The 22409-nt window shown below is 62.9% G+C and carries 22 protein-coding genes and 1 tRNA gene; 14 read left to right on the forward strand and 9 right to left on the reverse strand.

Features of this window, described 5'->3' with window-relative positions:
- Positions 1 to 54 precede the first annotated feature (54 nt).
- The 8 genes from Pla111_RS13375 to Pla111_RS13410 all read left to right on the forward strand — a co-directional run bounded on the left by Pla111_RS13375 (position 55) and on the right by Pla111_RS13410 (position 7763).
- Positions 55 to 1074, forward strand: coding sequence for an ATP-grasp domain-containing protein (locus Pla111_RS13375; RefSeq protein WP_146574950.1), 1020 nt, complete (start codon positions 55 to 57; stop codon positions 1072 to 1074).
- Complete coding sequence (locus Pla111_RS13380) at positions 1071 to 2153, forward strand: hydantoinase/oxoprolinase family protein (protein ID WP_146574951.1); 1083 nt, start codon at positions 1071 to 1073, stop codon at positions 2151 to 2153. The genes Pla111_RS13375 and Pla111_RS13380 overlap by 4 nt, the downstream gene beginning before the upstream one ends.
- Positions 2150 to 2800: an amino acid kinase family protein gene (locus Pla111_RS13385; RefSeq protein WP_146574952.1), complete on the forward strand. Its 651-nt coding sequence runs from the start codon at positions 2150 to 2152 to the stop codon at positions 2798 to 2800. Before Pla111_RS13380 ends, Pla111_RS13385 begins: the two co-directional genes overlap by 4 nt.
- 487 nt (positions 2801 to 3287) lie before the next feature.
- Positions 3288 to 3986 carry a hypothetical protein gene (locus Pla111_RS13390; RefSeq protein ID WP_146574953.1) on the forward strand — a complete coding sequence of 233 codons (699 nt, stop codon included), beginning with the start codon at positions 3288 to 3290 and terminating at the stop codon, positions 3984 to 3986.
- A gap of 785 nt (positions 3987 to 4771) precedes the next feature.
- Positions 4772 to 5095, forward strand: coding sequence for an HU family DNA-binding protein (locus tag Pla111_RS13395; protein WP_146574954.1), 324 nt, complete (start codon positions 4772 to 4774; stop codon positions 5093 to 5095).
- Positions 5096 to 5182: 87 nt separating this feature from the next.
- The gene (locus Pla111_RS13400; protein ID WP_231931025.1) at positions 5183 to 5665 is read left to right on the forward strand and encodes a tRNA (cytidine(34)-2'-O)-methyltransferase; all 483 of its coding nucleotides are present in this window, start codon (positions 5183 to 5185) and stop codon (positions 5663 to 5665) included.
- A gap of 115 nt (positions 5666 to 5780) precedes the next feature.
- Positions 5781 to 6659, forward strand: coding sequence for a UDP-N-acetylmuramate dehydrogenase (gene murB / locus Pla111_RS13405; protein WP_146574956.1), 879 nt, complete (start codon positions 5781 to 5783; stop codon positions 6657 to 6659).
- 90 nt (positions 6660 to 6749) lie between these two features.
- Positions 6750 to 7763: a hypothetical protein gene (locus Pla111_RS13410; RefSeq protein ID WP_146574957.1), complete on the forward strand. Its 1014-nt coding sequence runs from the start codon at positions 6750 to 6752 to the stop codon at positions 7761 to 7763.
- A 66-nt stretch (positions 7764 to 7829) separates the two neighbouring features.
- Here the strand turns inward: Pla111_RS13410 and Pla111_RS13415 are convergent, their stop codons facing one another.
- The gene (locus tag Pla111_RS13415; protein ID WP_146574958.1) at positions 7830 to 8408 is read right to left on the reverse strand and encodes an isochorismatase family protein; all 579 of its coding nucleotides are present in this window, start codon (positions 8406 to 8408) and stop codon (positions 7830 to 7832) included.
- 146 nt (positions 8409 to 8554) lie between these two features.
- On the opposite strand from Pla111_RS13415, the gene Pla111_RS17300 reads away from it, so the two are divergent.
- From Pla111_RS17300 to Pla111_RS13435, 5 genes are all read left to right on the forward strand, one after another.
- A complete protein-coding gene (locus Pla111_RS17300) occupies positions 8555 to 8731 on the forward strand; it encodes a hypothetical protein (RefSeq protein ID WP_197525027.1) in 177 nt (58 codons plus the stop codon).
- Positions 8732 to 8789: 58 nt separating this feature from the next.
- Complete coding sequence (hslV, locus tag Pla111_RS13420) at positions 8790 to 9344, forward strand: ATP-dependent protease subunit HslV (RefSeq protein ID WP_146574959.1); 555 nt, start codon at positions 8790 to 8792, stop codon at positions 9342 to 9344.
- Positions 9341 to 9691 carry an NUDIX domain-containing protein gene (locus Pla111_RS13425; RefSeq protein WP_146574960.1) on the forward strand — a complete coding sequence of 117 codons (351 nt, stop codon included), beginning with the start codon at positions 9341 to 9343 and terminating at the stop codon, positions 9689 to 9691. Before hslV ends, Pla111_RS13425 begins: the two co-directional genes overlap by 4 nt.
- A gap of 268 nt (positions 9692 to 9959) precedes the next feature.
- Positions 9960 to 11303, forward strand: coding sequence for an ATP-dependent protease ATPase subunit HslU (hslU, locus tag Pla111_RS13430; protein ID WP_146574961.1), 1344 nt, complete (start codon positions 9960 to 9962; stop codon positions 11301 to 11303).
- Positions 11304 to 11512: 209 nt separating this feature from the next.
- Positions 11513 to 12226: a hypothetical protein gene (locus tag Pla111_RS13435; RefSeq protein ID WP_146574962.1), complete on the forward strand. Its 714-nt coding sequence runs from the start codon at positions 11513 to 11515 to the stop codon at positions 12224 to 12226.
- Between the two features lie 103 nt (positions 12227 to 12329).
- On the opposite strand, the gene Pla111_RS13440 is transcribed toward Pla111_RS13435, so the two are convergent.
- Both Pla111_RS13440 and Pla111_RS13445 read right to left on the reverse strand, forming a co-directional pair.
- Positions 12330 to 12770: a thiol-disulfide oxidoreductase DCC family protein gene (locus Pla111_RS13440; RefSeq protein WP_146574963.1), complete on the reverse strand. Its 441-nt coding sequence runs from the start codon at positions 12768 to 12770 to the stop codon at positions 12330 to 12332.
- 237 nt (positions 12771 to 13007) lie between these two features.
- Positions 13008 to 14759: a PTS sugar transporter subunit IIA gene (locus Pla111_RS13445; protein WP_146574964.1), complete on the reverse strand. Its 1752-nt coding sequence runs from the start codon at positions 14757 to 14759 to the stop codon at positions 13008 to 13010.
- Between the two features lie 318 nt (positions 14760 to 15077).
- On the opposite strand from Pla111_RS13445, the gene Pla111_RS13450 reads away from it, so the two are divergent.
- Positions 15078 to 16868, forward strand: coding sequence for a glycosyl hydrolase (locus Pla111_RS13450; RefSeq protein ID WP_197525028.1), 1791 nt, complete (start codon positions 15078 to 15080; stop codon positions 16866 to 16868).
- 42 nt (positions 16869 to 16910) lie between these two features.
- Here Pla111_RS13450 and Pla111_RS13455 read toward each other — a convergent pair.
- The 6 genes from Pla111_RS13455 to rplM all read right to left on the reverse strand — a co-directional run bounded on the left by Pla111_RS13455 (position 16911) and on the right by rplM (position 21884).
- A tRNA-Lys gene (locus Pla111_RS13455) sits at positions 16911 to 16983 on the reverse strand.
- Positions 16984 to 17220: 237 nt separating this feature from the next.
- Positions 17221 to 17622, reverse strand: coding sequence for an ASCH domain-containing protein (locus Pla111_RS13460; protein WP_146574966.1), 402 nt, complete (start codon positions 17620 to 17622; stop codon positions 17221 to 17223).
- A gap of 87 nt (positions 17623 to 17709) precedes the next feature.
- On the reverse strand, positions 17710 to 18978 hold the full coding sequence (locus Pla111_RS13465) for a DUF1501 domain-containing protein (RefSeq protein WP_197525029.1): 1269 nt from the start codon (positions 18976 to 18978) through the stop codon (positions 17710 to 17712).
- Positions 18979 to 19029: 51 nt separating this feature from the next.
- The gene (locus tag Pla111_RS13470; protein WP_231931032.1) at positions 19030 to 20703 is read right to left on the reverse strand and encodes a DUF1549 domain-containing protein; all 1674 of its coding nucleotides are present in this window, start codon (positions 20701 to 20703) and stop codon (positions 19030 to 19032) included.
- A 246-nt stretch (positions 20704 to 20949) separates the two neighbouring features.
- Positions 20950 to 21354 (reverse strand): 30S ribosomal protein S9, encoded by a 405-nt coding sequence (gene rpsI, locus Pla111_RS13475; RefSeq protein WP_146574969.1) that lies wholly within the window; start codon positions 21352 to 21354, stop codon positions 20950 to 20952.
- Between the two features lie 68 nt (positions 21355 to 21422).
- Positions 21423 to 21884 (reverse strand): 50S ribosomal protein L13, encoded by a 462-nt coding sequence (gene rplM, locus Pla111_RS13480; protein ID WP_146574970.1) that lies wholly within the window; start codon positions 21882 to 21884, stop codon positions 21423 to 21425.
- Between the last annotated feature and the right edge of the window lie 525 nt (positions 21885 to 22409).

Genomic DNA, 22409 nt, shown 5'->3' on the forward strand with positions numbered 1-22409 from the left:
CGCGGCATGCTGTGCTCGGAGCGTGTTGTCGGCCCGTTTTATCGGTAGCGCTTCATGCGGCTCTTTGTTTACGAGTGGGTCACCGGCGGGGGGATGGCCGGGCGTGAGGGACGCCTCCCCGACTCGTTGCTGCGCGAGGGCCTCGCGATGGTTCAGGCCGTTGCTGCCGATGCGGCCGCGGCTCGGATCGAGGTGACCTTGATGCGTGACCTCGGCGTGCCACTGATCGGTGTTCCCTCGGCCCAAATCACTAGCGTCGACTCGCGCTCGGCGCACGATCGGCTGTTCGCCGAGTTCGCCGCTGAAGCGGACGCCACGATTGTGATCGCGCCGGAAACCGACGGGGCCTTGCTCGCAGCGGTCAGTGCTGCCGAGAAGGTTGGCGCTCGGCTCGCCTCGCCCGGATCGGAGGTGGTGCGTCTGACGGCTGACAAACGCCTTACCGCAGCGTGTCTGTCGCAGGCCGGCGTGCCGACCCCCGAGTCGTTGTACCTCGAAGCCGGTGCGCCCCTGCCACGTGACTTCGCGTATCCGGCGGTGATCAAACCGATTGACGGTGCGGGCTCGCAGGATACCCATGCGGTTATGAGCGTCGCCGATGCTCCTCCGGCTTACGCTTGGCCCCGTCTGTTGCAGCGCTACGCGGTTGGAATGCCGGCGAGTGTGGCGTTGATTAGCGACGGTACCGCCGAGCCGTTGCTGCTGCCAGCGTGCCGACAAAGGCTCAGTGGCGACGGACGTTTCCGCTACTTGGGCGGCCAGACACCGCTCCCCGACGCGCTCACCGAGCGGGCGCACCGCTTGGCCCGCGCGACGCTCGCGGCGCTCCCGGCGGCGGTCGGCTATCTGGGGATCGACCTCGTGCTGGGAGATGATCCTGCCGGTGCGCGAGACTTGGTCATTGAGGTTAACCCGCGGTTAACGACGTCGCTGGTCGGCTTGCGGGCGGCCTGTCGGGAGTCGCTGGTGGCCGCGATGATCGACGCCCAACAGGGGCGGCGGGCGACACTTTCATTCGATCCTCGCCCGCTGGAATTCGATGCCGATGGCACGGTCTACTACGCGGCGTTATGAGCACCGGGCCGCCAACTCTCGCCAAGTCGCCGCCCGGTCAGCCTTCCCGCTGGGTCGGCCTGGATGTCGGCGGAGCGAACCTCAAGGCGAGCGACGGCGTGGTTTCCGTCTCGACCCCCTTCGCGCTGTGGCGTACGCCCGAACTGCTGAGCGAGGCACTCCGCGCGTTAATCACACGGCTGCCGCCGGCTGATGCCTACGCCGCGACGATGACCGGTGAGCTGGCGGATTGCTATCCGACCAAGGCCGCCGGGGTAACGCACATTGTGAACGCCCTGAGCCAGCTGGCCGGGGATTCGCCCCTGTGGATCGCAACGAACGATGATCGCTGGGTTGGTAGCGCGGCGGCGCGGGCCCAACCCCTGCTGGTGGCTGCCGCTAATTGGCGGCTGCTGGCTCGGTGGGCGGCGGCCCAAACCGGTGCTGCGGTCGCGATGGTGGTTGACGTGGGATCAACCACGACCGACCTGACGCTGCTCAGCGAGGGACGCATCCTTGGTCAAAGCCCTGATGATACGCAGCGGCTCATCGCCGGCGAGCTGCTGTACCAAGGCGTTCGTCGCACGCCGATCTGTGCGCTAGTGGATCGTTTGCCCTACCGCGGTACGCAGTGCCCGATCGCCGCCGAATGGTTCGCCACCACCGCCGACGTGTGGCTGATTGAGGGGGCGCTGCCTGCCAGCGAACGCACCGATACGGCAGACGGCATGCCCCTGTCGCTCGGGGCTACGCAGCGACGGCTAGCGCGCTGTGTGTGTGCCGACGAAGAGGATTTTACGCTCGCCGACGCCCGCGCGGTGGCCCAAGCCGTCGCCGACAAACAGGTCGCCCTAACGGCTCAAGCCCTCGATCGGCTCCTCCCGACCGGGGCGACCTTGATCGCCGCCGGCGAGGGCGACTTCGTTGTTCGCTACGCTAAGCAACTGCGCGGCTGGCAGAACCCTCTTGTTAGCTTGTCGGAAACGATCGGTCCGATCGCCAGCGAGTGTGGGCCGGCCTATGCCGCGGCACGGTTGGCTGACCTCGAGATCGCGCAGCCCTCGGCCGACGCCAAGCTAGGGAGCCACGCCGCTCAATGAGCTTATCGGACGAAGCCGCTGAGATGGCGATGCCGATGGTGATCAAAGTCGGCGGCAGCTGGCTGGCGTCGCCGGGGGGAGTCGCAGCGCTGTGCGGCTGGCTCGGCAGTCCGGCTGCACGCTGTGCAACGAAGCGCCTGCTGATCGTCGGCGGTGGGCCCATGGTGGAAGGTCTGCGGCAGATCGATCGGGCCAACCCTTTTTCGGCGCAGGCAAGCCACTGGGCCGCGATCGATGCGATGGACACCAACACCCGGCTGCTAGCAAGCCGCTTACCGGACTGGCGCTACACGGAGTCGTTCGAGACGGTGCGGCAGAATATGGCTGGTGACTGGCTCATGGCGACCGGTTACTTCTTGAGGACCGCCGAGCCCGCTGCTCCCGGCGAGCGGCTGGAGGCTTCGTGGGACGTGACGAGCGACTCGATCGCGGCCCGCATCGCGGCGCTGTTACCAGGCCGTCTGGTGCTGCTCAAGGCGGTTTCCCCTCCCGCCGGCTGCCGGTCGCTAAAAGACTTGTCAGCTTTAGGTTACGTTGATCCGAGTATCGACCGGATCTTGCCCCGGGGAACTCCGGTAAGGTGCTTGGGGGTTGCCGAGGCGGGCCTAGCACCAGACCCAGCAGGCAACCAATCGGAGTGCAGTTAACCGCATGAAGAAGAATTTTGCCGTTCTAGTGGGGAAATCCGTTGACTCCCAGCCGCCGGCACTTTCTAATCACTATGTGTGAGGTAGGTTAGTCGACGCGAAGCGTGTCGGCCCGTCCCGCCTTTAATGAGCTTAATAACCGGACCGCTAATCCAGAAAACGGCAATCAATTCTCTCGCAGTCGGCATATTGCCGATGTAGCGTGGGGTTTGATTGCCGTTTTTTGTTGGCATTCAGCAAATTCAGACGGCCCACCGGCCCAACAACCGAGCAGAACTAATCCAGAAGCGGTGACAAGAGACTCTCCCCCTGGCTCCCGATATGGGTGCTCAGCGCGGCGAGTTTCATGTCGCCGCTTCTTTTTTTGTGCCTCCAGTTTATTCCGCGATGCACTGACGCAGCGCGTTTCCTCCAGCCGCAAGCTGAAAAACCAAAAGCCCCAGCCCCGACCCTTCGGTCTAGGCGCACCATCTAAGGACTGACTCCCATGCTTCTACGCACTGCAACGGCGATCGCGTTTGTGTTTACGGGGCTGTTTGCCGCGACCTCTTCCGAGGCGGCTCTCATCAACACCATTATCGGCAACTTTGACATCGCCTTCGACGGCGCGACCGGCGAGTTGACCGACTTCAACCGTCCGCTTGGCGGCAACCTGAATCCTGCTGAGGCACGGACGTTTAGCTCCTTCGAGGTTGAGGTTGGTGGTTCCACCGCCGCGATGCTGATGAATCCTCCGGACGCTCTGTTCGGTGACCTGCTGATCGGAAATCTTGGCTCGGAACTGTCAACCGGCGCACTGGTTTCGAACGCAGGTGGAACAGGCAACCCGACCGCTTTCGGCTTCGACTTCTTTACCGCGACCGGTCACAAGCTGCAGATCGGCATCGCCGACATCAACTACGTGCTGGTTACGACCCCCATCGCGAGCCTGAACTTCTTCAACTGGTTCGCCGAGGGCAAGGTGGTCGGTCAGTCGCTTCCCAACGGCATTGAGTACGCGGAAGACGTCCTCGTCAGCTTTACCGCCACTGAGGTGATGGTCATCAATGGCCAAAACGGCATCCGTAGCCTTGTGGCTTCCGGAGCGATGACGATCACCGGCGAAATGGCCATCCCCGAGCCGACCTCGCTGGCCCTCGTCGCAAGCACGCTGCTTGCGGGAGTCACAACGCGTCGCCGCGTCTGATCTCTTTAAGCAGAACAAGCAATCGATCTGATCCCGGTGGTCGCCCTGCGACCGCCGGGATTTCTTGTACCTACCTCTGCGTTAGCAGGTCGGTGAGCAGCGGTATGGCTTTGTCGATCGCCCCCTGCTCGATGAGCGTACCGGGCCGGTTTGTAGGTGCCCTCACAACGGTTCGAAAAGCGGCTCCCCAGCACACGGGATACCGATGCCCTACGACCGCGTCGCCTTGGGCAGCATCGCTTCGCAGCCCCCTTTAAGAGGCCTTGATCGCTGCCGCGACCTAGCGGTTCTCTCCCCCGCTGACCAGCCCCCGGCAGGACGAAGCATTGGGTCCGTTCGGTGGTCGCGGGGAAGCGGTGAGCCGAAGTAAAGCCTGCTGATCGCATGTTTCGGCTCGGTTTTCTTTGCGACGGTCTTAGGCGGCTGGGGTACCTTTCGCGGCCGTGATTAACGCCAACGAAATGCCGAGAAGAGCTGTCGGAGGATCATTCCGATTCGGCTGCTAACCTAAAGTGGGCACTAGGGTTAGATCCATCAGACCAGGCGCTTTGCGCGGTCTGTATGGAGCATCCGGCAGGGGGCCTACAAACGGTGCCCCCGGTCGGAAGTGAACCGGTGGGGGGTTGTTTTTCTCGGGAAATAGGCGATTTTTCGCCTTGTCGCGATTCGATCGGCAACGTTTTAATCACGCGGTCGTTTGACCCAATCGACAAAGCTGTCACGTTTTACCGTTGCCGGGCGGACCCTGCGACGGATTTCAGGCTACCGGACGAGGATCTGAACCCATGGCGAAAGCCGCCCCGAAACCGCTTACCAAAACCGAGATCTACGCAAACATCGCCGACACCACCGGTCTGACCAAGAAGCAGGTCAGCGAGGTGTTTGAGGCGCTCGACGCTCAGATCGAGAAGTCACTCACCGGCCGTGGCGCCCCCAAGGTGTTCGCGCTGCCCGGTCTGTGCAAGATCACGCTGCAGCACAAGCCCGCCACGAAGGAACGCGAAGGTCGCAATCCGTTCACGGGCGAGATGACGATCTTCAAGGCGAAGCCCGCCAAGAACGTGGTGAAGATTCGCCCGCTCAAGAAGCTCAAGGACATGGTTGGTTGATCCGCACCTAGGATCACAACCAGAAGGCGGGCCGAAAGGCCCGCCTTTTTTTGTGCTGGCTCTCGCTGCTCAAGGATCGGGCTCGCTGTGGATTCGCCCCAATTACATATCGTTCTCTATCAGCCCGAGATCCCGTTCAACACGGGAAGTGTCGGGAGGACGTGTGTTGCTCTGGGCGCGAAGCTGTGGTTGGTGCGGCCGCTAGGATTCCGCGTGGATCATCACCACCTGCGTCGCGCCGGGCTCGACTACTGGCAGCACCTCGACTGGCAGGTGGTTGACGACTGGCCGACGCTGCTCGCCGAGCTGCCAACCGAGCGGCTATGGTGCTTCACCAAGCGGGGAGACCGCGGCTATCTGGACGCCGATTTCCAGCCGGGCGATGCCTTGGTCTTCGGTCGCGAGTCGAGCGGCTTGCCCAGCGAGATTCTCGATCAGGCGGCCGGCCGCCGCTTGCGGATCCCCACCTCTGAGCTGGTCCGTAGCCTGAATCTCTCGAACAGCGTCGCCGTGGCCGCTTACGAGGCGCATCGGCAGTTCGGCTTGCAAAGCGGGCCGACCGGCAATTGACCGGACCGGATCGCCCCCCGGCTCTTCCGTTGGCGGCGTGATTCCCCTTGAATACAGGCCTGACGCGTGCTTAGCGGCCAACGCTGCCGACCCCCTCAAAACACGGTGCTGTGCGATGCCTTTCGCCACTGGTCTTGAATCGATCCTGACGGCCGACGCCCCGCTGGCCGAACGAACCTGGTTTGGCGTGGGCGGCTCGGCATCGTGGTTGGCGCAGCCGACGGACCTCGAAGAACTTGTGACGCTCGTCAAACGTTGCCGCGACGAGGGTGCCACCATCCGCATGCTCGGCGGGGGCTCGAACGTGCTCGTAGGCGACAGCGGCGTCGATGCGGTTATCACGTCGCTCGATCACCCGGCATTCCAGTCCGTGACGGTCGAAGGGGATCGCGTTCGTGTGGGCGGCGGCGCGGTCATGGCCACAGTCATCAACGAGACCGTTCGAGCCGGCCTGTCCGGGCTCGACCCCCTGATCGGCATCCCGGGCGTGGTTGGCGCAGCGCTGCACCACAACGCCGGCGGTCGCGGAGGGGATATCGGGCAGTGGGTTGTCGAGGCGACCGTCCTGACCCGCTCGGGCGAGACGATCGTCCGCCAGCGCGATGAGTTGGTGTTCGCCTATCGCGAGAGCAGCCTCGACGAATTAGTGATCCTCGAAACCGTCTTTCAGCTCGAACCGGTTGATCCGGCCGTCTTGACCAAGCGGATGCAAAAGCAGTGGATCGTCAGCAAGGCGAGCCAGCCGATGTCGCACCAGCGCACAGGCCAGATTTTCCGCAACCCGCGTGGCATGAGCGCCGGCATGCTAATCGACCAGGCGGGGCTCAAAGGGGCGAGTTCCGGAGCCGCGGAGGTCAGCCAACAGCACGCCAATTTTATCGTCGCTAGCGATGGTGCCACTGCTAGCGACATTCTGAAGCTGATCGACAACGTGCGCGATCGCGTCCGCCAGCGGATGGGAGTCGAACTAGAGCTCGCGATTGAGATTTGGTAATCCGGCGGTTCCGCGTCGAGGTCGTTTGCGCGCCTCGTGGCTGCCGCCGCTAGGCGGCTCGGCGCGGTGTTCTGCCGTGCCGAGGATCGCATGCCCGCCCGTGTTAACGCTAAGAAGCCCGCAAGCAAGTCGGCTCGTGCCGCGGAGCACACCCCGGACACGGACTCGCGTGTGGCGTTGCTCTTCGCCTCTTCGCGCGGCCGGCTGCTGACGGCCCTGGTGGGGCTGATCGCGGTGCTCGGTATCGGGCGTCTGGGGTGGCGTGGTGTGGAGCCAAGCGTTCGCGCTACGGCGGCCTATCGGGTCCAGGCCGATGCGATCCAGGTGACTCCAGCTCCAGCGTGGATCGATCCGGATTTCAAGCGTGCCGCGCTGCAGTCGGCCGGACTCGACAGAGCGGGCGAATCGCTCTCGGTGCTTGATGAGGCCGGGCAAGTGGAGCAGCGTTTGGCCGCCGCGTTTGCCCGCAGCCCTTATGTCTTGCGAGTCGGGCGGGTCCGCCGGCTGCCGCCCAATCGCGTAGCAATCGAGCTCGACTACCGCGTTCCGGCCGCCCTCGCGATTACCAGCACCGGCTCGGAACCGCTCGATGAATCGGCTGTCCGGCTGCCGCGGGGTCGAATGACCAGCGCAGACCTCGCGGCGTTGCCCCGCCTGCGGCTATCGCCGCTGGAGGCGGCTGGGCTGCCCGGGCCCCCTGCCGTCGGGGCCGCTTGGAACGACGTGCGCGTTGTGGGCGCTTCTCGGCTAGCGGCGAGGCTAGGACCCCTGTGGAAGACGCTTAGCCTGGAAGACCTTGCAGCAAATCCGCAACCCGAACGCCGTGGATCAGCGGCCTTTCCGACTTTTGTGCTAAGGACACGGAGCGGCACGGTAATCGTCTGGGGTGCCGTTGAAGGAATGGCACCGGCCGGCGAGCCGAGCTTCCAAGCGAAAATCAATCGGCTCCAGCAGTATGTGGCCAAGACGGGCCCGCTCGACTCGGTTGCCGGCACGCCGCGTCGGATCGATGTTCGCTATCAGCTGCGTATCGAGCCGCGTGTCGCCAAGGGCGAAACGCCCGCCAAGACGGCCCAAGCGACAACCCCCGAAGCTATCAAGTAGAAGCCATCCCGTCGTGGTTGCGGGGGCGAACGATCGGTTGGATTTACTCTCCCGCTTCACGAGCCATCACGTGTCGAGCGTTTCCTTGGCGAGCGCGCTGATGCTGCGGAAGGCCGGGTCCTGGGCGTTGACGCACCATTCAAAAAGAACGGCTTCGGTCGTCGTGAGCATCACGCCACTCGATTCCATGCGTCGCAGCGCGACGGTGTGGTCTTCCTCGTGACGCGATCCGACGGCATCCACCGCGACCTTCGCATCGAAGCCGCGTGAGATCAGATCGATCGCCGTCTGGGCGATGCACACATGGGTCTCGATGCCCACGAGCAACACATGCCGCACGCCGGCGTCGCGCCACGCGTCGAGCTGGAGCGTGATGTCAGCGGCGGAGAACGAGGTCTTGCCGATCGGCTCAGGGCAACGTTCGGCCAGCGGCGTGGCGAGCGGACCGAGCTTTTCTGGTGCCTGCACACGTGCCGCAACGGTCACGCCCAACGGTTGCGCGGCGTCGAGCAAGCGTCGGCAGTTCCAAATGATCCGGCCGGCCTCGGGCTGCACCGCCAGCAGCCGTTCTTGCACATCGATCACCAGCAGCACGGTGTCGTTGCGGTTCATCAGGTCAGGGCTGCGGAGCAGGGGAGCGGCCATCGGGTGGGAGTGTGGTTGGGGGGAGAGAGAGTCGGATCGATCGCGAGCCGACCCCCTGGGGCGTTGGCACGGAGCAAGATTGGTACGATAAGCAGGCTCACCCGAAGGATGCTACCGCTCGAACCCCCTCCCTATATTTTGGTGCCATGAGCAAGCCCCGCAAAAATCTGTGTGATTGGTCAAAGAAGGAGTTGCGCGAGCGCTTCGCTGAGCTAACGCAGATCGTTGCGGAGCCCCGCTTTGTATGCGTCAAATGCGGTCGGGCAGCGGCTTGTAAAGCGATCCTCTGCAAGCCCAAGACGCTGCTGACGGCCTCGGGATGAGCCGCTGCGGTAGTCCGTGGGGCTAGCGAGAGGGAGCGTAACACGGAGAATAACCGCAATGAATCGTCCCCGAATTCGCTCGACGACCATCCTCACCGTCCGCCGTGACGGCATTGTCGCCATGGGGGGTGACGGCCAAGTTAGCTTGGGCGACACCGTCATGAAGGCCGACGCCCGCAAGGTGCGTCCCCTTTCAGATGGACGCGTGCTGACCGGTTTCGCGGGCTCGGCGGCAGACGCCTTTGCGTTGCTCGAACGCTTTGAGGCCAAGCTCAAAGACCATCCGAAGAACATGCCGCGCGCGGCGACCGAGCTTGCTCGCGATTGGCGAACCGATCGAGTGCTGCGGCGACTCGAAGCGCTGATCGCCGTTGCTGACGGCCGCGACACGCTGCTTATCTCGGGCACCGGAGACGTTATCCAGCCCTCGGATGGTGTGTTGGGTATCGGTTCGGGGGGCAACTTCGCCACCGCCGCGGCCCGTGCCCTGCTCGCCCACACCACCTTGCCGGCCGAACAGATCGTTCGCGAGGCGCTCAAGATCGCCGCGGATATCTGTGTCTACTCGAACCACAATGTGGTCGTGGAAACGATCGGGCCGACAGCAGCATGAGCGGCCCGCCGCTTGCCGAGTCGCGCGTTGAAGGACGTGTCCTGCTCATCGACGCCCAAGAGCGACTGCTGCTCTTACGCGTCGAAGACCCCGCGATCGATCAGCCGAGCCTGTGGATCACCCCCGGCGGCGGTTGCGAGCAGGGTGAGTCGCCCCGCGAAGCAGCGCTGCGTGAGCTGTACGAAGAGATCGGCTATCGAGCGTGTGAGCTTGGTCCGTGCGTGTGGCGTCGGAAATTTCGCTGGCGTTGGGGGAAGCGGCTCATCGATTCCGATTCACACTACTTTTTGCTGCGTTTGAACAGCGTTATCGAGGTGAGCCACGCCCACGCCTCTCGGCTTGAATGAGAGATTTTCTGCGAGCATCGCTGGTGGACAACCGCCGAGTTGCAAGCCGCGGCGGCCACACAGGTTTTCTCCCCACGCGGGGTGCCAAAGCTGCTGTCGCTGCTCCTGAAGGACAACTTGCCAACCGCGCCGATCGAACTTGCCGAGTAAGCGAGCGGGGCGAGGCCCCTAACGAGTTGGCCGGATAGGGGCGACAATTGGCCATGCCGGCCGACTCGTCGAAGGCCTCCGCACGATAGAACGCCATCCTGCACCAAGCTGATCCTCAGTGAACGACCTGACACCCAAACGAATTGTCGAAGAACTCGACCGCTACATCGTCGGCCAGGCCGACGCCAAGCGGAGCGTCGCCATCGCGATCCGTAACCGCTGGCGCCGCCAACAGCTGAGCGAAGAGCTGCGTAAAGAGGTCTCGCCGAAGAACATTCTGATGATCGGACCCACCGGGGTGGGTAAGACCGAGATCGCCCGGCGGCTGGCAAAGCTCACCGGCGCTCCGTTTATCAAGATCGAGGCGACCAAGTACACCGAGGTCGGCTACTACGGTCGCGATGTCGAGAGCATGATCCGCGAGCTCGTCGAGAACGCGATCGGATTGGTGCGTGAACGACTCCGCGAGGAAGTTCAGCCTGAGGCTCGTCGCCGGACCGACGAACGTCTGCTAGACAAGCTGGTCCCCTCGCCGCACACCATCGATACGGGCGTAGGCGTCGAAGACGCCGCGGAGCGACACGAGCGGACCCGCGAAAAGATGCGTGCCATGCTCGTTGCCGCGGAACTTGAAGAGCGCCGGATCGAGATGACGATCGAGAGCAAGCCCAAGGCGATGATGGTGCCGGGGATGGGGGGACCCGGCGGAGGGATGGACTTCGACATGCAGGGGATGCTCGAGAAGATGCTCCCCCGACAGGTCCGCCGTCGAGAGGTCTCGGTCGCCGAAGCACGTGAGCTGATCTTTGAGCAGGAATGCGAAAAGCTGATCGACGAAGAGAAGGTCAATAGCGAAGCCGTTCAGCTTGCCGAAGAGTCGGGCGTCATATTTTTAGACGAGATCGACAAGGTCGTGGCAAGCGACGGGGGCAAAGGGGCAGATGTCTCGCGCCAGGGCGTTCAGCGCGACTTGCTACCGATTGTCGAAGGCACCACCGTGCAGACGCGATACGGTTATGTCAGCACGGATCACATCCTGTTCGTTGCCGCGGGCGCTTTCCATCAGGCGCGACCGAGCGACCTGATGCCCGAATTGCAGGGACGCTTCCCCATCCGAGTCGAGTTGCAGGATCTCACACAAGCGGACTTCGTCAGAATCTTGCAAGAGCCACGCGGTTCGCTCACGGCGCAGTATGTGGCGTTGATGGAGACCGAAGGGGTCCGTGTGGACTTCACCGAGGATGCGATCGAGACACTTGCCGAGTACGCCTACAGCGTGAACCAATCGACCCAAAATATCGGTGCCCGACGTCTCGCGACAATCATGGAGCGGTTGCTCGAGCAGCTCTCTTTTGAGGCCCCCGATATGCGTGGCGGCTCGGCTTCCATCGATTCAGCCTATGTGCGCGAACGCCTCGAAGCGGTAGCCCAGGACGAGGACCTGAGCCGCTACATCCTGTAGGGGGGCGGTTTTCGCGATTGTTGTAGCGAATAGCGCGGATACGCAGGCTCGGGCTCGACCGAGCCGGCCGACGTGGTGAACCACCTGATGCGAAATTCGTTATCTCGTCTAGACTAGGGCGGACGCCCCCCAGTTGCACACCAGGCACCAGGGGCCTCTCAGCGAAGCCCCAACACCGCCCTGAGCTCTTATCTCGTTCGAGGCAGATAGTGCACTTTTACGACCAATCGACGATCCGCGCTGTCAACAATGCCCGCTTCTACGCGCGCTTTAAGTGGCTCGGTCTGGGAGCGCTCGCGTTTGGATTGTGGAGCCTTTACGACGGGTATGTGAATTACCCCGACATGAAAGTGCGGTCCGATGCCATCATGGTGATCGCCGAGGACGAGCTCTCACGCTCTGAGCTTCTAGAGTGCCAAGACGGAGCCCATGATCTCAACGACGTTTACAAACGGGTCGTTGAGAAGCTTCGTGATCAGAGTGATGCGTGGGCGCGCTGGCTCGCGATCGCCGAAGAGAAGAGCTGGCCGGTTGAGCCACCGGAGAAGGCCCACACGGATAACGATATCATCATGCAGTACGTCATGGCGGGCCTCTGCACGCTCGCGACGACGTACTTCTTTGGCGTGCTGATCAGTACCAATGGTCGCTGGATTGAGGTGGACGACAACGAGCTAATAACCAGCGGCGGACTAAGCTTCCCCCTCGCGGCGGTTACCCAAATCGACAAACGCAAGTGGATCGATAAGGGGATCGCCTACGTCGCTTACAATGACAACGATCGCCAACGACGCTTTGTGCTTGATAATTACAAGTATCTGCGGGAAGAGACCGACGCGATCCTGTACCGCATGGAGCAGGTTGCGGGTGCCGACAAGATCATTAACGGATCGGCCGAAGTTCATCCGGACGCCGAAAAGTAGCCACACTAGTAGCCACAGCTAAGTCGGGTAAAGTGTTCCGGCAACGACCGCTTTAAAATCGACCACATGCTTGAGCTGTGGAAGCGTGAGGTGCGATGCGGCACTACCGATCGATTCGGCAGGCCCCGTCGTGGCACCGACCGGTTAGTCGCAGCCGCTGCTTAGCAAAGAAGCGGTAGCCCAGGTCTAAAGCGTGTCGTACGCCCGGTAATCGTGTGGGGGCAACCAGCAATCCCCAACCCGCCGCAGCGTACAGCTGACGAAACACCTCGACGCCGAGGATCCACTCGCCAGAAGGAAGCCGACCGTGGATTTCGGCCATCAGCTCCTCCATCGACTTGCCGTAATCGGGCGGAGAGAAACCTGCGGCCGCGATGTCGGTAAACTGAATGCGCTCGTTCCGGTCCATCCAGCGCAGCATCCCGATCTCTTTCCGGCAGAGCGGGCAATCCCCGTCGTAAAAGACTTCAACGGCTTTGCCGGCCGCCACCGGGGGGCAAGCAGAGTCCGGTGAAGTTGTGCCGGTAGCGGAGAATGCGGTCATTGCAATTGAGGTTGTGAAGAACTCCTGCGGACGGTGTTCCTTAGTTTAGCACTCTAGGACGCTTCTCTCGATTGCCAAGCTCAAGCCGGCAAGCCACACCGTGCACACCAGGCCGATCAGTCGCGTCGGACGAGGCTTGATCGGCAGACTGCGGTACTGAGCTAACCGGTGCTGAGCCAATCAGTGCTGAGCCAATCAGTGCTGAGCCAATCAGTGCTGAGCCAATCAGTGCAGCGTTCAGGCCCGGGTAATCGCGTCTTCCAAGAAGTAGTTGATGTCGTGCGAGTCTTCGGCGTGCAGAACGACATAGGCGTGCGCCGCATTGCGGGCGTGGTACAGCTGCTCACGGAGTCCGGCGTCACGCGTGATCGCACGCGCGAACGCCGCGAGCACTTCGAGATGCCGTTGACGGTCCGCCTGCGGTGTCGCCAGCAGCAGAACGGCATGAACGGGTCGGCCATCGGGCGCATCCAGATCGATGCCTTGGGAGCTGAGGCCGAGGACTCCGGTGATGGCCTGCCCGCCATCGAGGATCGCGTGGGGGATCATGAAGCCCTCTGCCAGGCAGGTGCTGGCGAGGGATTCACGCTCGAAAACCTTGTTGACAAAGACCTCTTGCGAAACCTTGGGGCGATCGGGCATCGCGTACAGTTGGGCAGTCAGCGTGCGGATGATTTCTTCTTTCGACCCGCCGACGAGTCCGATCGTGATGTGGTTCTCGTCCAAAAAATCGAGCAAACGGGGCGCTCCGTTGCCCGCTTCGCCCGCGTTCTTCAGGGCGAGTCGCAGCCCGCTGGGCCCCAACAGCTGATTGATCACCAGTGCCGCGAGGCCCACGCTGGTCACAGTCGGAGCGATGTCCGCCAATCGTGGGTTGGCCTGCACGGCCAAAATCAGCCCCACCGCCACACCGCCGTGCGGTACGAGGGCCAGCCCCAGGTAGTTGCGGATCTGGACCGGAGCTTGAGCGATCGACATTGCTAAGAAGGCAGCGAGGTACTTGCCAAGGAAGCGGGCCAAGAAATACAGCGCAACAAGCCCCGCCACGCGGCGCACCATGGCCACGTCCAGGTTCATGCCGGCAAGCGTGTAGAACGCGGCAAAGAGTAGCGCACCGATTGAGTGCAGATAGGCTTCGGTCGAGCGTACGGTATCGTGTCGGAGGTTCGACACGAGGATTCCTGCAAAAGAACAAGCGAGGATCCCCGAGGCACCGAGCCCCTTTGCGGCTCCCCAGGCACCCAAAATCAGCGCCACCATCGTCGGACCCAAGTAGGCGGGGCTCACGACGGTGCGGTTCAATCCGAGCGCAATGACCGCGCCAACAGCGGCCACGCTAAAGGCCAAGCCAAACTCGCGTGCGACCGAGGCGGTTGCCACCGGTCCGGCGTTGAGCCACGCCCCACCGCTCATGCCGCTCTCCGCGAAGAAGTACGCCGCAAAGACGAAGATTCCTACCGCCACCATGTCGATCAGCGGGATCGCCGCGAGGAGCGTGCGTGTGAGGATCCCCTTCGCACGAGCTTCTTCGATCACCAGAACCGTTGTGCCGGGAGCCCCGGCGATCGCGATCGCCCCCAGCAGCACGCTTGTCGGTAGCGAGATCTGTTGCGGAGCCAGATAGGCCCCCAAGGTCATCATCGTTGCAACGACCAGCGTTGGTGTAATGAGCGCTTCGCAGAGCAAGAGCATCCCGAGCCGGATGCCCGAATTCTTGAGGCTCGCAAAGTGCAACGCGGCCCCGACCGTGAACGCGATATAGCCCAGCACAAAGCTCATGTAGGGGCGAAACGCCTCGGTCGATAACGCCGATAGACCGGTAGCCTCGCCGTGCCAACCCGACGTGGCCCGCAGCAAGATGCCGGTGACGATCCAGCCCGTGACCCGTGGTAGGCGGATCGCGCTAAAAAGCTCACCCCCAACGATGCCCGCCACGAGCACAATCGCAAGCTGGTAGAGCGGGTCGGAGGGACTGAACGGCAAGCTCATAAGGCGGTGAAGAGGCGGTGGTTGTTCGAGGCCGTTTACGAGAGAGCGGCCCTATTAGGCGAGCCGATTCCAGCCTGACCCACCCCCGAACCCCCATCCTAGTCGAATGGCGGTTCTGCGGCGCGCTCCAAAACAGGCGTGGTCGGTGCCCTTGCTATGCGCTTCATTCGCCGGGGAGCGTATTATGGCCCCTGCGACATCCCCTTCATTCGCGAAAGCAGCTAGAATGAACGCCGCTTCAGCCCAACGCGGTCGCTAGTAGCGTGCTCGATGAGGGCGCGTTCGCAGGCTCCACGGCTTTTCTCGAGGGTGATTCTGATGTCCGGTTTCTGGCAGCGCATTGTTGGCGTCTTCTTGTTGATTGCCGGACCCGTCCATCAAGGCAACGCACAGAATTATCGCTACGAAGCAGAACTGGGCACGCTTACCGGGGTGCAGGTCGCTAGCAATGTTTCCGGATTTTCTGGTAGCGGCTACGTGACCGGCTTCGACAACGAGGGCGATGCGGTTGGTGTGTCGGTCTCGGTCGACCAGGGCCTCTACGAATTATGGATTGGTTACCGATCGCAGTACGGCCCGAAGGGTTACTCGCTAAATGTGGGCGGGGCGGGCTCGGCGGGCATGTTCGATCAATCCAGTAGTTTTACCGAGAGCTACGCGGGGCAGTTCTATCTCGATAGCCCCACAACTTCGATCGATCTGATGAAGAGCTGGGGCTACTACGATGTCGATTACTTCGAATTTCGACCGGCAACGGTTCGCCGAGCACTGCCCGTCAATCCGACGCTGGTGAATCCCAACGCCACGCCCCGGACGCAATTCTTGATGAACTATCTGGCTAACACTTACGGTGAACAGACACTCTTCGGCCAGCAGCGAGAGTTTTCTAACCAGAACCAGATCCTGAGCGATACCTATCTCACACGTACCGGCGGGGTGTTCCCCGCGCTGATCGGTTCGGACTTGATTAACTACTCTCCGTCGCGGCTAGCGCGGGGAGAGGATCCCCGGGGCGAATCGGAGCGGATGATCCAGTGGGCCCAGCAGTCGGGCGGTGTGGTCAGTCTGATGTGGCACTGGAACGCGCCGACCGACCTCATCGATGGCCCCAACGGTTCGGGGCAAGAATGGTGGCGCGGGTTTTATACCGAGGCGACAACGTTCGATCTGGGGGCCGCGCTCGCGGACCCCGGCGGCTCACGCTACCAGCTCTTGCTGCGCGACATCGATGCGATCGCGGTTGAGCTAACCAAGTTTCGCGATGCACAGATTCCCGTGCTCTGGCGACCGCTGCACGAGGCTCAGGGTAACTCCAGTGGTGCCTGGTTCTGGTGGGGCGATAGCGGTCCCGAGAGCTTCAAGCAGCTCTATCGTCTCATGTACGACCGACTGACCGATCACCATGGTCTGGACAATCTGATCTGGGCTTCGACCCTGCAGGTGGGAGAGTCTGCTTGGCGCGACTGGTATCCCGGCGATGAGTATGTAGATGTCGTGGGGGTCGATGTTTACAGCGAAGCGGGCGACCCGATGACCACCCAATGGGGCGCTCTGCTCGAGGAGTTCGATGGCAAGAAGCTGATCGCTCTGACCGAGACCGGTACGCTTCCGCCGACCGAGGTTCTGGACCGCTACGGGGTCGCCTGGAGTTACTTCATGCCGTGGAACGAGCAGTTCGTTGCCAGCAACCACACGCCCGCTGAGGTCCAAGCGATTGTCGGTGCCGAAGAAGTAATCGACCTTTCGGAGCTGCCGACAATGCCCTGGCGACTTCCGGCCTCGGTACCCGGCGACTTCGACGGCGATGGCGACGTCGATCCCGACGACTACGGTGTGTGGCGCTCACACTTCGGGTTGAGCACAGCGCTCGCCACGGCCGCCTCGCCTGCCGATGCCAATGCCGATGGCGTTGTCGATCTGGCTGACTACACCGTTTGGCGTGACAACTATTTGGCGCTCACGGTGCCCGCCACGAACCGACCCGCTCGGAACGAGGCCCAGCAGGGCAATTCACAGCAGAGGGTCGCGGAAGTTCCCGAACCGCATCTCTTAGCCCTACTGGGGCTGATGCTTGGGATGATGAGCGCCGCGTGCGCTGTCCGCCGCTAGAAGAGAAGCGTGGCAGAATGCCGAGGCAAACCACGCCGTGAGTGAGCCCGGTGGGACTCGAACCCACGACCCACGGATTAAAAGTCCGATGCTCTACCGACTGAGCTACGGGCTCAAGCTTTTACTAGCAATAGCTTTACGCAGAACGACACCTTCGTCAACCGGCCGGCCGGGCCGGCTGTTAACCGGGGCCTGTGCCGGCGAGATCGGCCCGAATCGTTGCTGACCCCCTCGCATCCTAAGGGATCGCGCTGCTGATACCCGTAGCGTCATTTTTGCGGTACCGATCGTGATGGGGATCGCCGCTAACGCGAGACGTTCGTGCGACTCGCACGTGGTTTTGGTCGAGCCTTCAGCTTTCGGCCGGGGACTCAGGGGCTTGAGACGTCTCAGGGGGCTCAGGGCTTGGCTGACGCTCGAAGACGACTCGGAACGTTTGGTAGCCCGCGGCGAGCTTATCACCGTAAATGGTGTGCAGCTCGGCTCGGAGGGCATCGGCGGTGTCGAAGCCGTCGGGCCGGGCGTCTTCGTCGGTGAGGTTCTCCAACTCGACCGAGTTGACCAGCGTGATCCGGATAGGGCCAACGCCCGGAATGTAGCTACGTTGCCCCGTACGCATCATCCGGTGCTTCCACAGCCGGATGGTTTGGGTTTTCTCCCCCGCGCGGATCGCTTCCAGAAACTTCCGCTTGAAGAGCAGCATGGCATCCGATGCGTCGAAGGGCTGAGCGCTTTTCCGAGGCTCAAGGGGCATGAGCGGGGATTGGTCCGCATCGTACTGCCCGCAATCGACACCGCTAACCACCTTGCCGTCCCCCCTCGCGACACATGTCTGTCACCGCTACCCCAGCAGCCCCTCGATCGGCGTCCCCTCATCGACCAATCGAATCGGACGGCCGGTTGAGCTGGTGTTCTCGTAGTCGGCGTCGATGCCCAGGGCCGCGTAAATCGTTTGGTGCAGGTCTTTCGGAGAAACCGGCTGCTCGATCACCTGGGCACCCTGCTCGTCAGTGGCCCCGATAACCTGCCCGCCACGCACGCCGCAACCGGCCAGCCAAGCACTGAAGGCCTTGGGGTAGTGATCGCGGCCCCCGCGGGCGTTGATCTTCGGCGTGCGTCCGAATTCGCCCAGCCAGACCACCAGGGTCGAATCGAGCATGCCCCGCTCACGCAGGTCGCGGAGCAGTTGGGACGCAGGCCGATCGACCTGGGCGCATTGGGCGGCGACCTGCTTATGGTTGTCTTGATGGCTGTCCCAGCCGTTCTGGACAACCTCGACGAAAGTCACCCCTGCCTCGAGCAGCCGTCGGGCAAGCAGACAGCCCTCAGCAAAGCGGCCCTCGCCATACGCTTGGCGTGCGGCAGAGCTTTCCTGCGCGAGGTCGAACGCTTCCATGCCGGGCGATTGGATCATTGCTTCAGCGGCGTTCACGAGCTGGCGGCGTTCAGCGACACGATCGGCTCCTTCGGCGGCCCCGAAGTTGGCTTGAATAAGATCGAGCAGAGCGAGGCGCTGCTCGCGCCGATCGCCCGAAACCATCGCCGTGGTGTTGTCGGGCGGACGGCTGGGATCACGCACCCCCAGCGGAGCGTATTCAACGCCGAGCATGCCAGCGCCGCCGTTGTAGACACGACCCCCGCCGATGCGCACATAGCCGGGCAGCGCTCCCGCGGCGGCTTGCAATTGGTCGCAAACGTTGGCCCCCAACGCCGGAAACTTCACCCCGCCCATGGGCAGGTAGCCGTGCTGCATCAGGTGCTGGGCTCGTGGGTGGCTTCCCTCCCGGCTGGTGAGCGAGCGGACGATCGCGACCTCGTCCATCACCTTTGCCAGCTCGGGCAGGTTCTCTGAAAGGTGGATGCCGGGCACGGCGGTTGCGATCGATGCTGAGCCAACGGCACCGGCAACAGCCTCTTTGGGGTCGAGCGTCTCCAGATGGCTCGGCCCGCCTGCCATCCACAGCACGACGCACCGCTTCTGCTGCTGCCGCAGCACGGGGGCTGCCAACGCCAGCCGCGCTGGCAGGCCCATCGTCATGGCTCCACCAGCAACAAGGCTCAGGAAATCCCGGCGATCAAAACCGCGCGAGCGGCGTTGCACGTGACTCATCGAGATCCACGGTGAACTCATTGGGGCGAGATTTCCAGCAGGGGGGGAAGGCTAGCGCCGGTGGCTGAACTCGGCCGTGTTGAGCAGAGCCCACAGAATGTCTTCGTAGGCGGGCTGCCAACGGGCGGACGACTCGAGGTAGGCGACCAAACGCTGGCTCTCTTCCGCAGTCGGCTTACGGGTCAGAACGGTGAAGTACAGCTCCTGGATGGCTGCTTGGTGATTGGCCTCGCCGTCTGGCGGGCAGTGCTGTGCGATAAGCTCCGCCAAGGGGGTGCCCGGCCGGGCTTTTGCCAGCCGATGGACTGCCGGCGAATTCATGAGCAGCAGCGACTGGGGAATGGTCCCCACAACATCTTCGCGCGGATCACTCGGGTCGAACCCAAACACCTCGGCTAGACGCTCGCGGGGTCCTTGCTGTGCGCGGGCTCGTTTTGCCCGGCGATCCTCTTCCCGCGCGACGCCAACCACCTGGACGAGCGTGTCGAACAGCACGTCGGAGCGGAGCGGCTGAGCGACCGTCGCCGTCATGACGCCGGCCGTTGCTTCGTCGCGCGGACGGCTTTGCCGCGCGTAGGCGTCGGTCAGAAGAATGGTTTCGTACAGCCATTTCAGCCGGCTGCCGTTGGCTTCGAAACCGGCCACCAGCGCGTCGAGAGCCGGCTTAGCGACAACCTCTCGTTCGGCACCCAGGTCGTCTACCGTCGGGTAGAAACCGTAGCCGATCAGCTCGCTCCAGACGCGATTGACGATCGCTTGTGTGAACCACGGGTTCTCGATCACCGCCGTCGCCAGCGCCGCGCGGCGCTCGGCGTCCTCGGTCCCCACGGAAACCTCGAGCCCGGTCAGAAAGAACCGGGGGGTCATCCGCTTGCCGGGCTCCTCGGGGTGTTCCAGGTCTGCCATGTAGTGTTCGGGTCGGCCCCGCCGATTAGCGTTGTCCGCTTTGCGGAAACGCGGGCGATCCGCACGGTCGTTCACCACAACATCGAACACCGGAGGGCGTGTGTCACGCCGCTGACGAAGGCCAATCCGTGGAAAGAATGCCGCCAATTCGTGAAACTCTTCCCGCTTCCACTCGTCCCACGGGTGATCGTGGCACTGGGCGCACTGGATCTGGATGCCAAGGAACACCCGCGATACCTCGGCCGCGATCTCCTCGCTGCGACCGTCCTGAGCCATGATGATCGCGGTGGCACCGTCCTCATCCGTTGAGCCCTCGGCCGTGATAAAGCGGCGGGCGATCTCGTCCCAGCCGTCGTTCTGGTTGATCCATTTTGCCAGATCCTTCACCAGCGGTTCGGCCACAACTCGGGCCCGTTCCTCGAGCCGTCGCGCCAAAATCGCGTCGCGCCAGTAGCGCGCCATGTTGTCGCCGAAGCGCGGGTCCTCCAGCAGTTGCGTTGCGATCGCCCTGCGGCGCTGAGGAGTCACCGCAGCGTCTCCAGCGGCACATGCCTGCTGCGCATCGGCGGTGGGGGGGGCTACGCCGACCACATCCAGCGATGCTCGGCGCAGAAAAGCGGCCTCGTTCACCAGCGGTGCAAACTGAGCGGCGCGGTTCTCTGGCAGCTGCTGCAGGACCTGATCGACTTGGCGGGCAACCGACAGGGCAGAAGAATCCACCCCCTCTGTAGCGGAGGTCGCCGAAGCCAGCAGCAGCGTCAGACTGCCAAAAGCGATGGCGACCACGCGTAAGCGAGCGGATTGCGGGCTATTGGTCATCACCGGTTGCAGCCTCCCGATTGCTTGCTTAGCGGTCCGCTGCGATCGGAGTCGGGGGCAGCAGACCTTTGCCCCCGCAGTTTAACCCCAGATGGACCGCGGGGTGCCGAAAGAAAGTCGAATGCCGGGTAGCCTGTGGACGGCCCCACCACGTTTTCGGCACAAAAGGGGGGGCAAACAAAAAAAGGTGCCCTTCGAGAATCGAAGGACACCTTTTTGAAATCTGTAGGTGGTTGCAGCGGGCGATTAACGCTTGGAGAACTGCGTTCCGCGGCGGGCACCACGCAGACCGGGCTTCTTACGCTCTTTCATGCGTGAGTCGCGGGTCAGGAAGTCCTTCTCGCGGAGCTTGTCGTGCAGCTCGCTATCGTGCTTGATCAGCGCTCGGGCGATGCCCTGCATGCAGGCACCCGATTGACCGGTCAGGCCGCCACCGTGGCACAGGATGACCACATCAACCGACCCGCGGACCTCGCAGAAATCGAGCGGGGCAAGCACCAGATTCTGGTGATGCGGCGTGGGGAAATACTCTTCCATCTCACGCTTGTTGACGGTGATCTTGCCGCTTCCCGGACGGATCCGGACTCGCGCGACGCTGGTCTTGCGGCGTCCGGTGCCGAGGGCGTCGATTGTCTTCTCTGCTGTGGCCATAGATCGCGGAAGTCGGAGTGCGTTAAGCGGTTAGGGAGTGAGGGTCGCGCGCTGCAGACGCTACAAAATCAGCTCGCGGAGGCGATTTCGAGCGTCTGCGGCTGCTGGGCTTGGTGCGGGTGCTCGGCACCCTCGTAGATCTTCAGACGGTCCAGCATCTGCGAGGCCAATTTGTTCTTCGGCAGCATCCGGCGAACCGCCTCGCGGACGATCTTCTCCGGGCGACGCTGCAACCGATCTTCGGCCGTCATGGTCCGCTGACGGGTGTAGCCGGTGTACCAGGCGTAAGTCTTTTGCTCCCACTTTTTGCCGGTGAATTTCACCTTCTCGCAGTTGGTCACGATGACAAAGTCACCCGTGAGCACATGTGGCGTATACGTGGGGCGATGCTTGCCCATGAGCATCATCGCGATCTTGCTCGCCATGCGACCAACGATCTGGTCGGTCCCATCGATCAGAACCCACTGCGGATCCGTTTCCGCGGGCTTCATGATGGTGGTGCGCTGGTGGGTTTGGCTGATCTTTCTCATCGCGATGGCTCTCGGCCGGATCGTTAAGTTCGTCGAGCGGCGTCGCTGATTGTGCGAGGCCGTGGCAGGCGACCAGTGGGTTGCGGACCGAGTATCGGCCCGTCCCTGTGGTCGGGGACGCCATTTAGTGAGTTACTAAGTGCTGCCTGCTCGGGCCCGGCCCGACAGGTCGAATCCAAGAGGATAGCGGTCCCCCCAGACCCCTGCAAGCGGTCTGAGGCACGTGTTTTTGCCCAAACGGGGCCTGATGGTGCTCGCGGGGGGTGAGTTGGCCGATCTCCCCGCTTTTGCGGGTTTCGCTGCGCAAACTAACGACTGGGACCTTCGGCCGCGGCTGGGTATACAAGCCTGACATCTTCGAGCCAGAGGGCTCCCCCCCCACCGAGTGCCCCCCGCGGGCTTAGCCGGCTTCTTTGGCCCCACCCACTCACCCCCCCCGAAACTCTCCCCCCGAATCCAGTCGGCTGCCTTTCCTCCCCGAGTCGAGCAATGATTGTTGGCGTTCCCAAAGAAGTTAAACCCGAC

The organism is Botrimarina hoheduenensis (genome assembly GCF_007859815.1).
GTDB lineage: Bacteria > Planctomycetota > Planctomycetia > Pirellulales > Lacipirellulaceae > Botrimarina > Botrimarina hoheduenensis.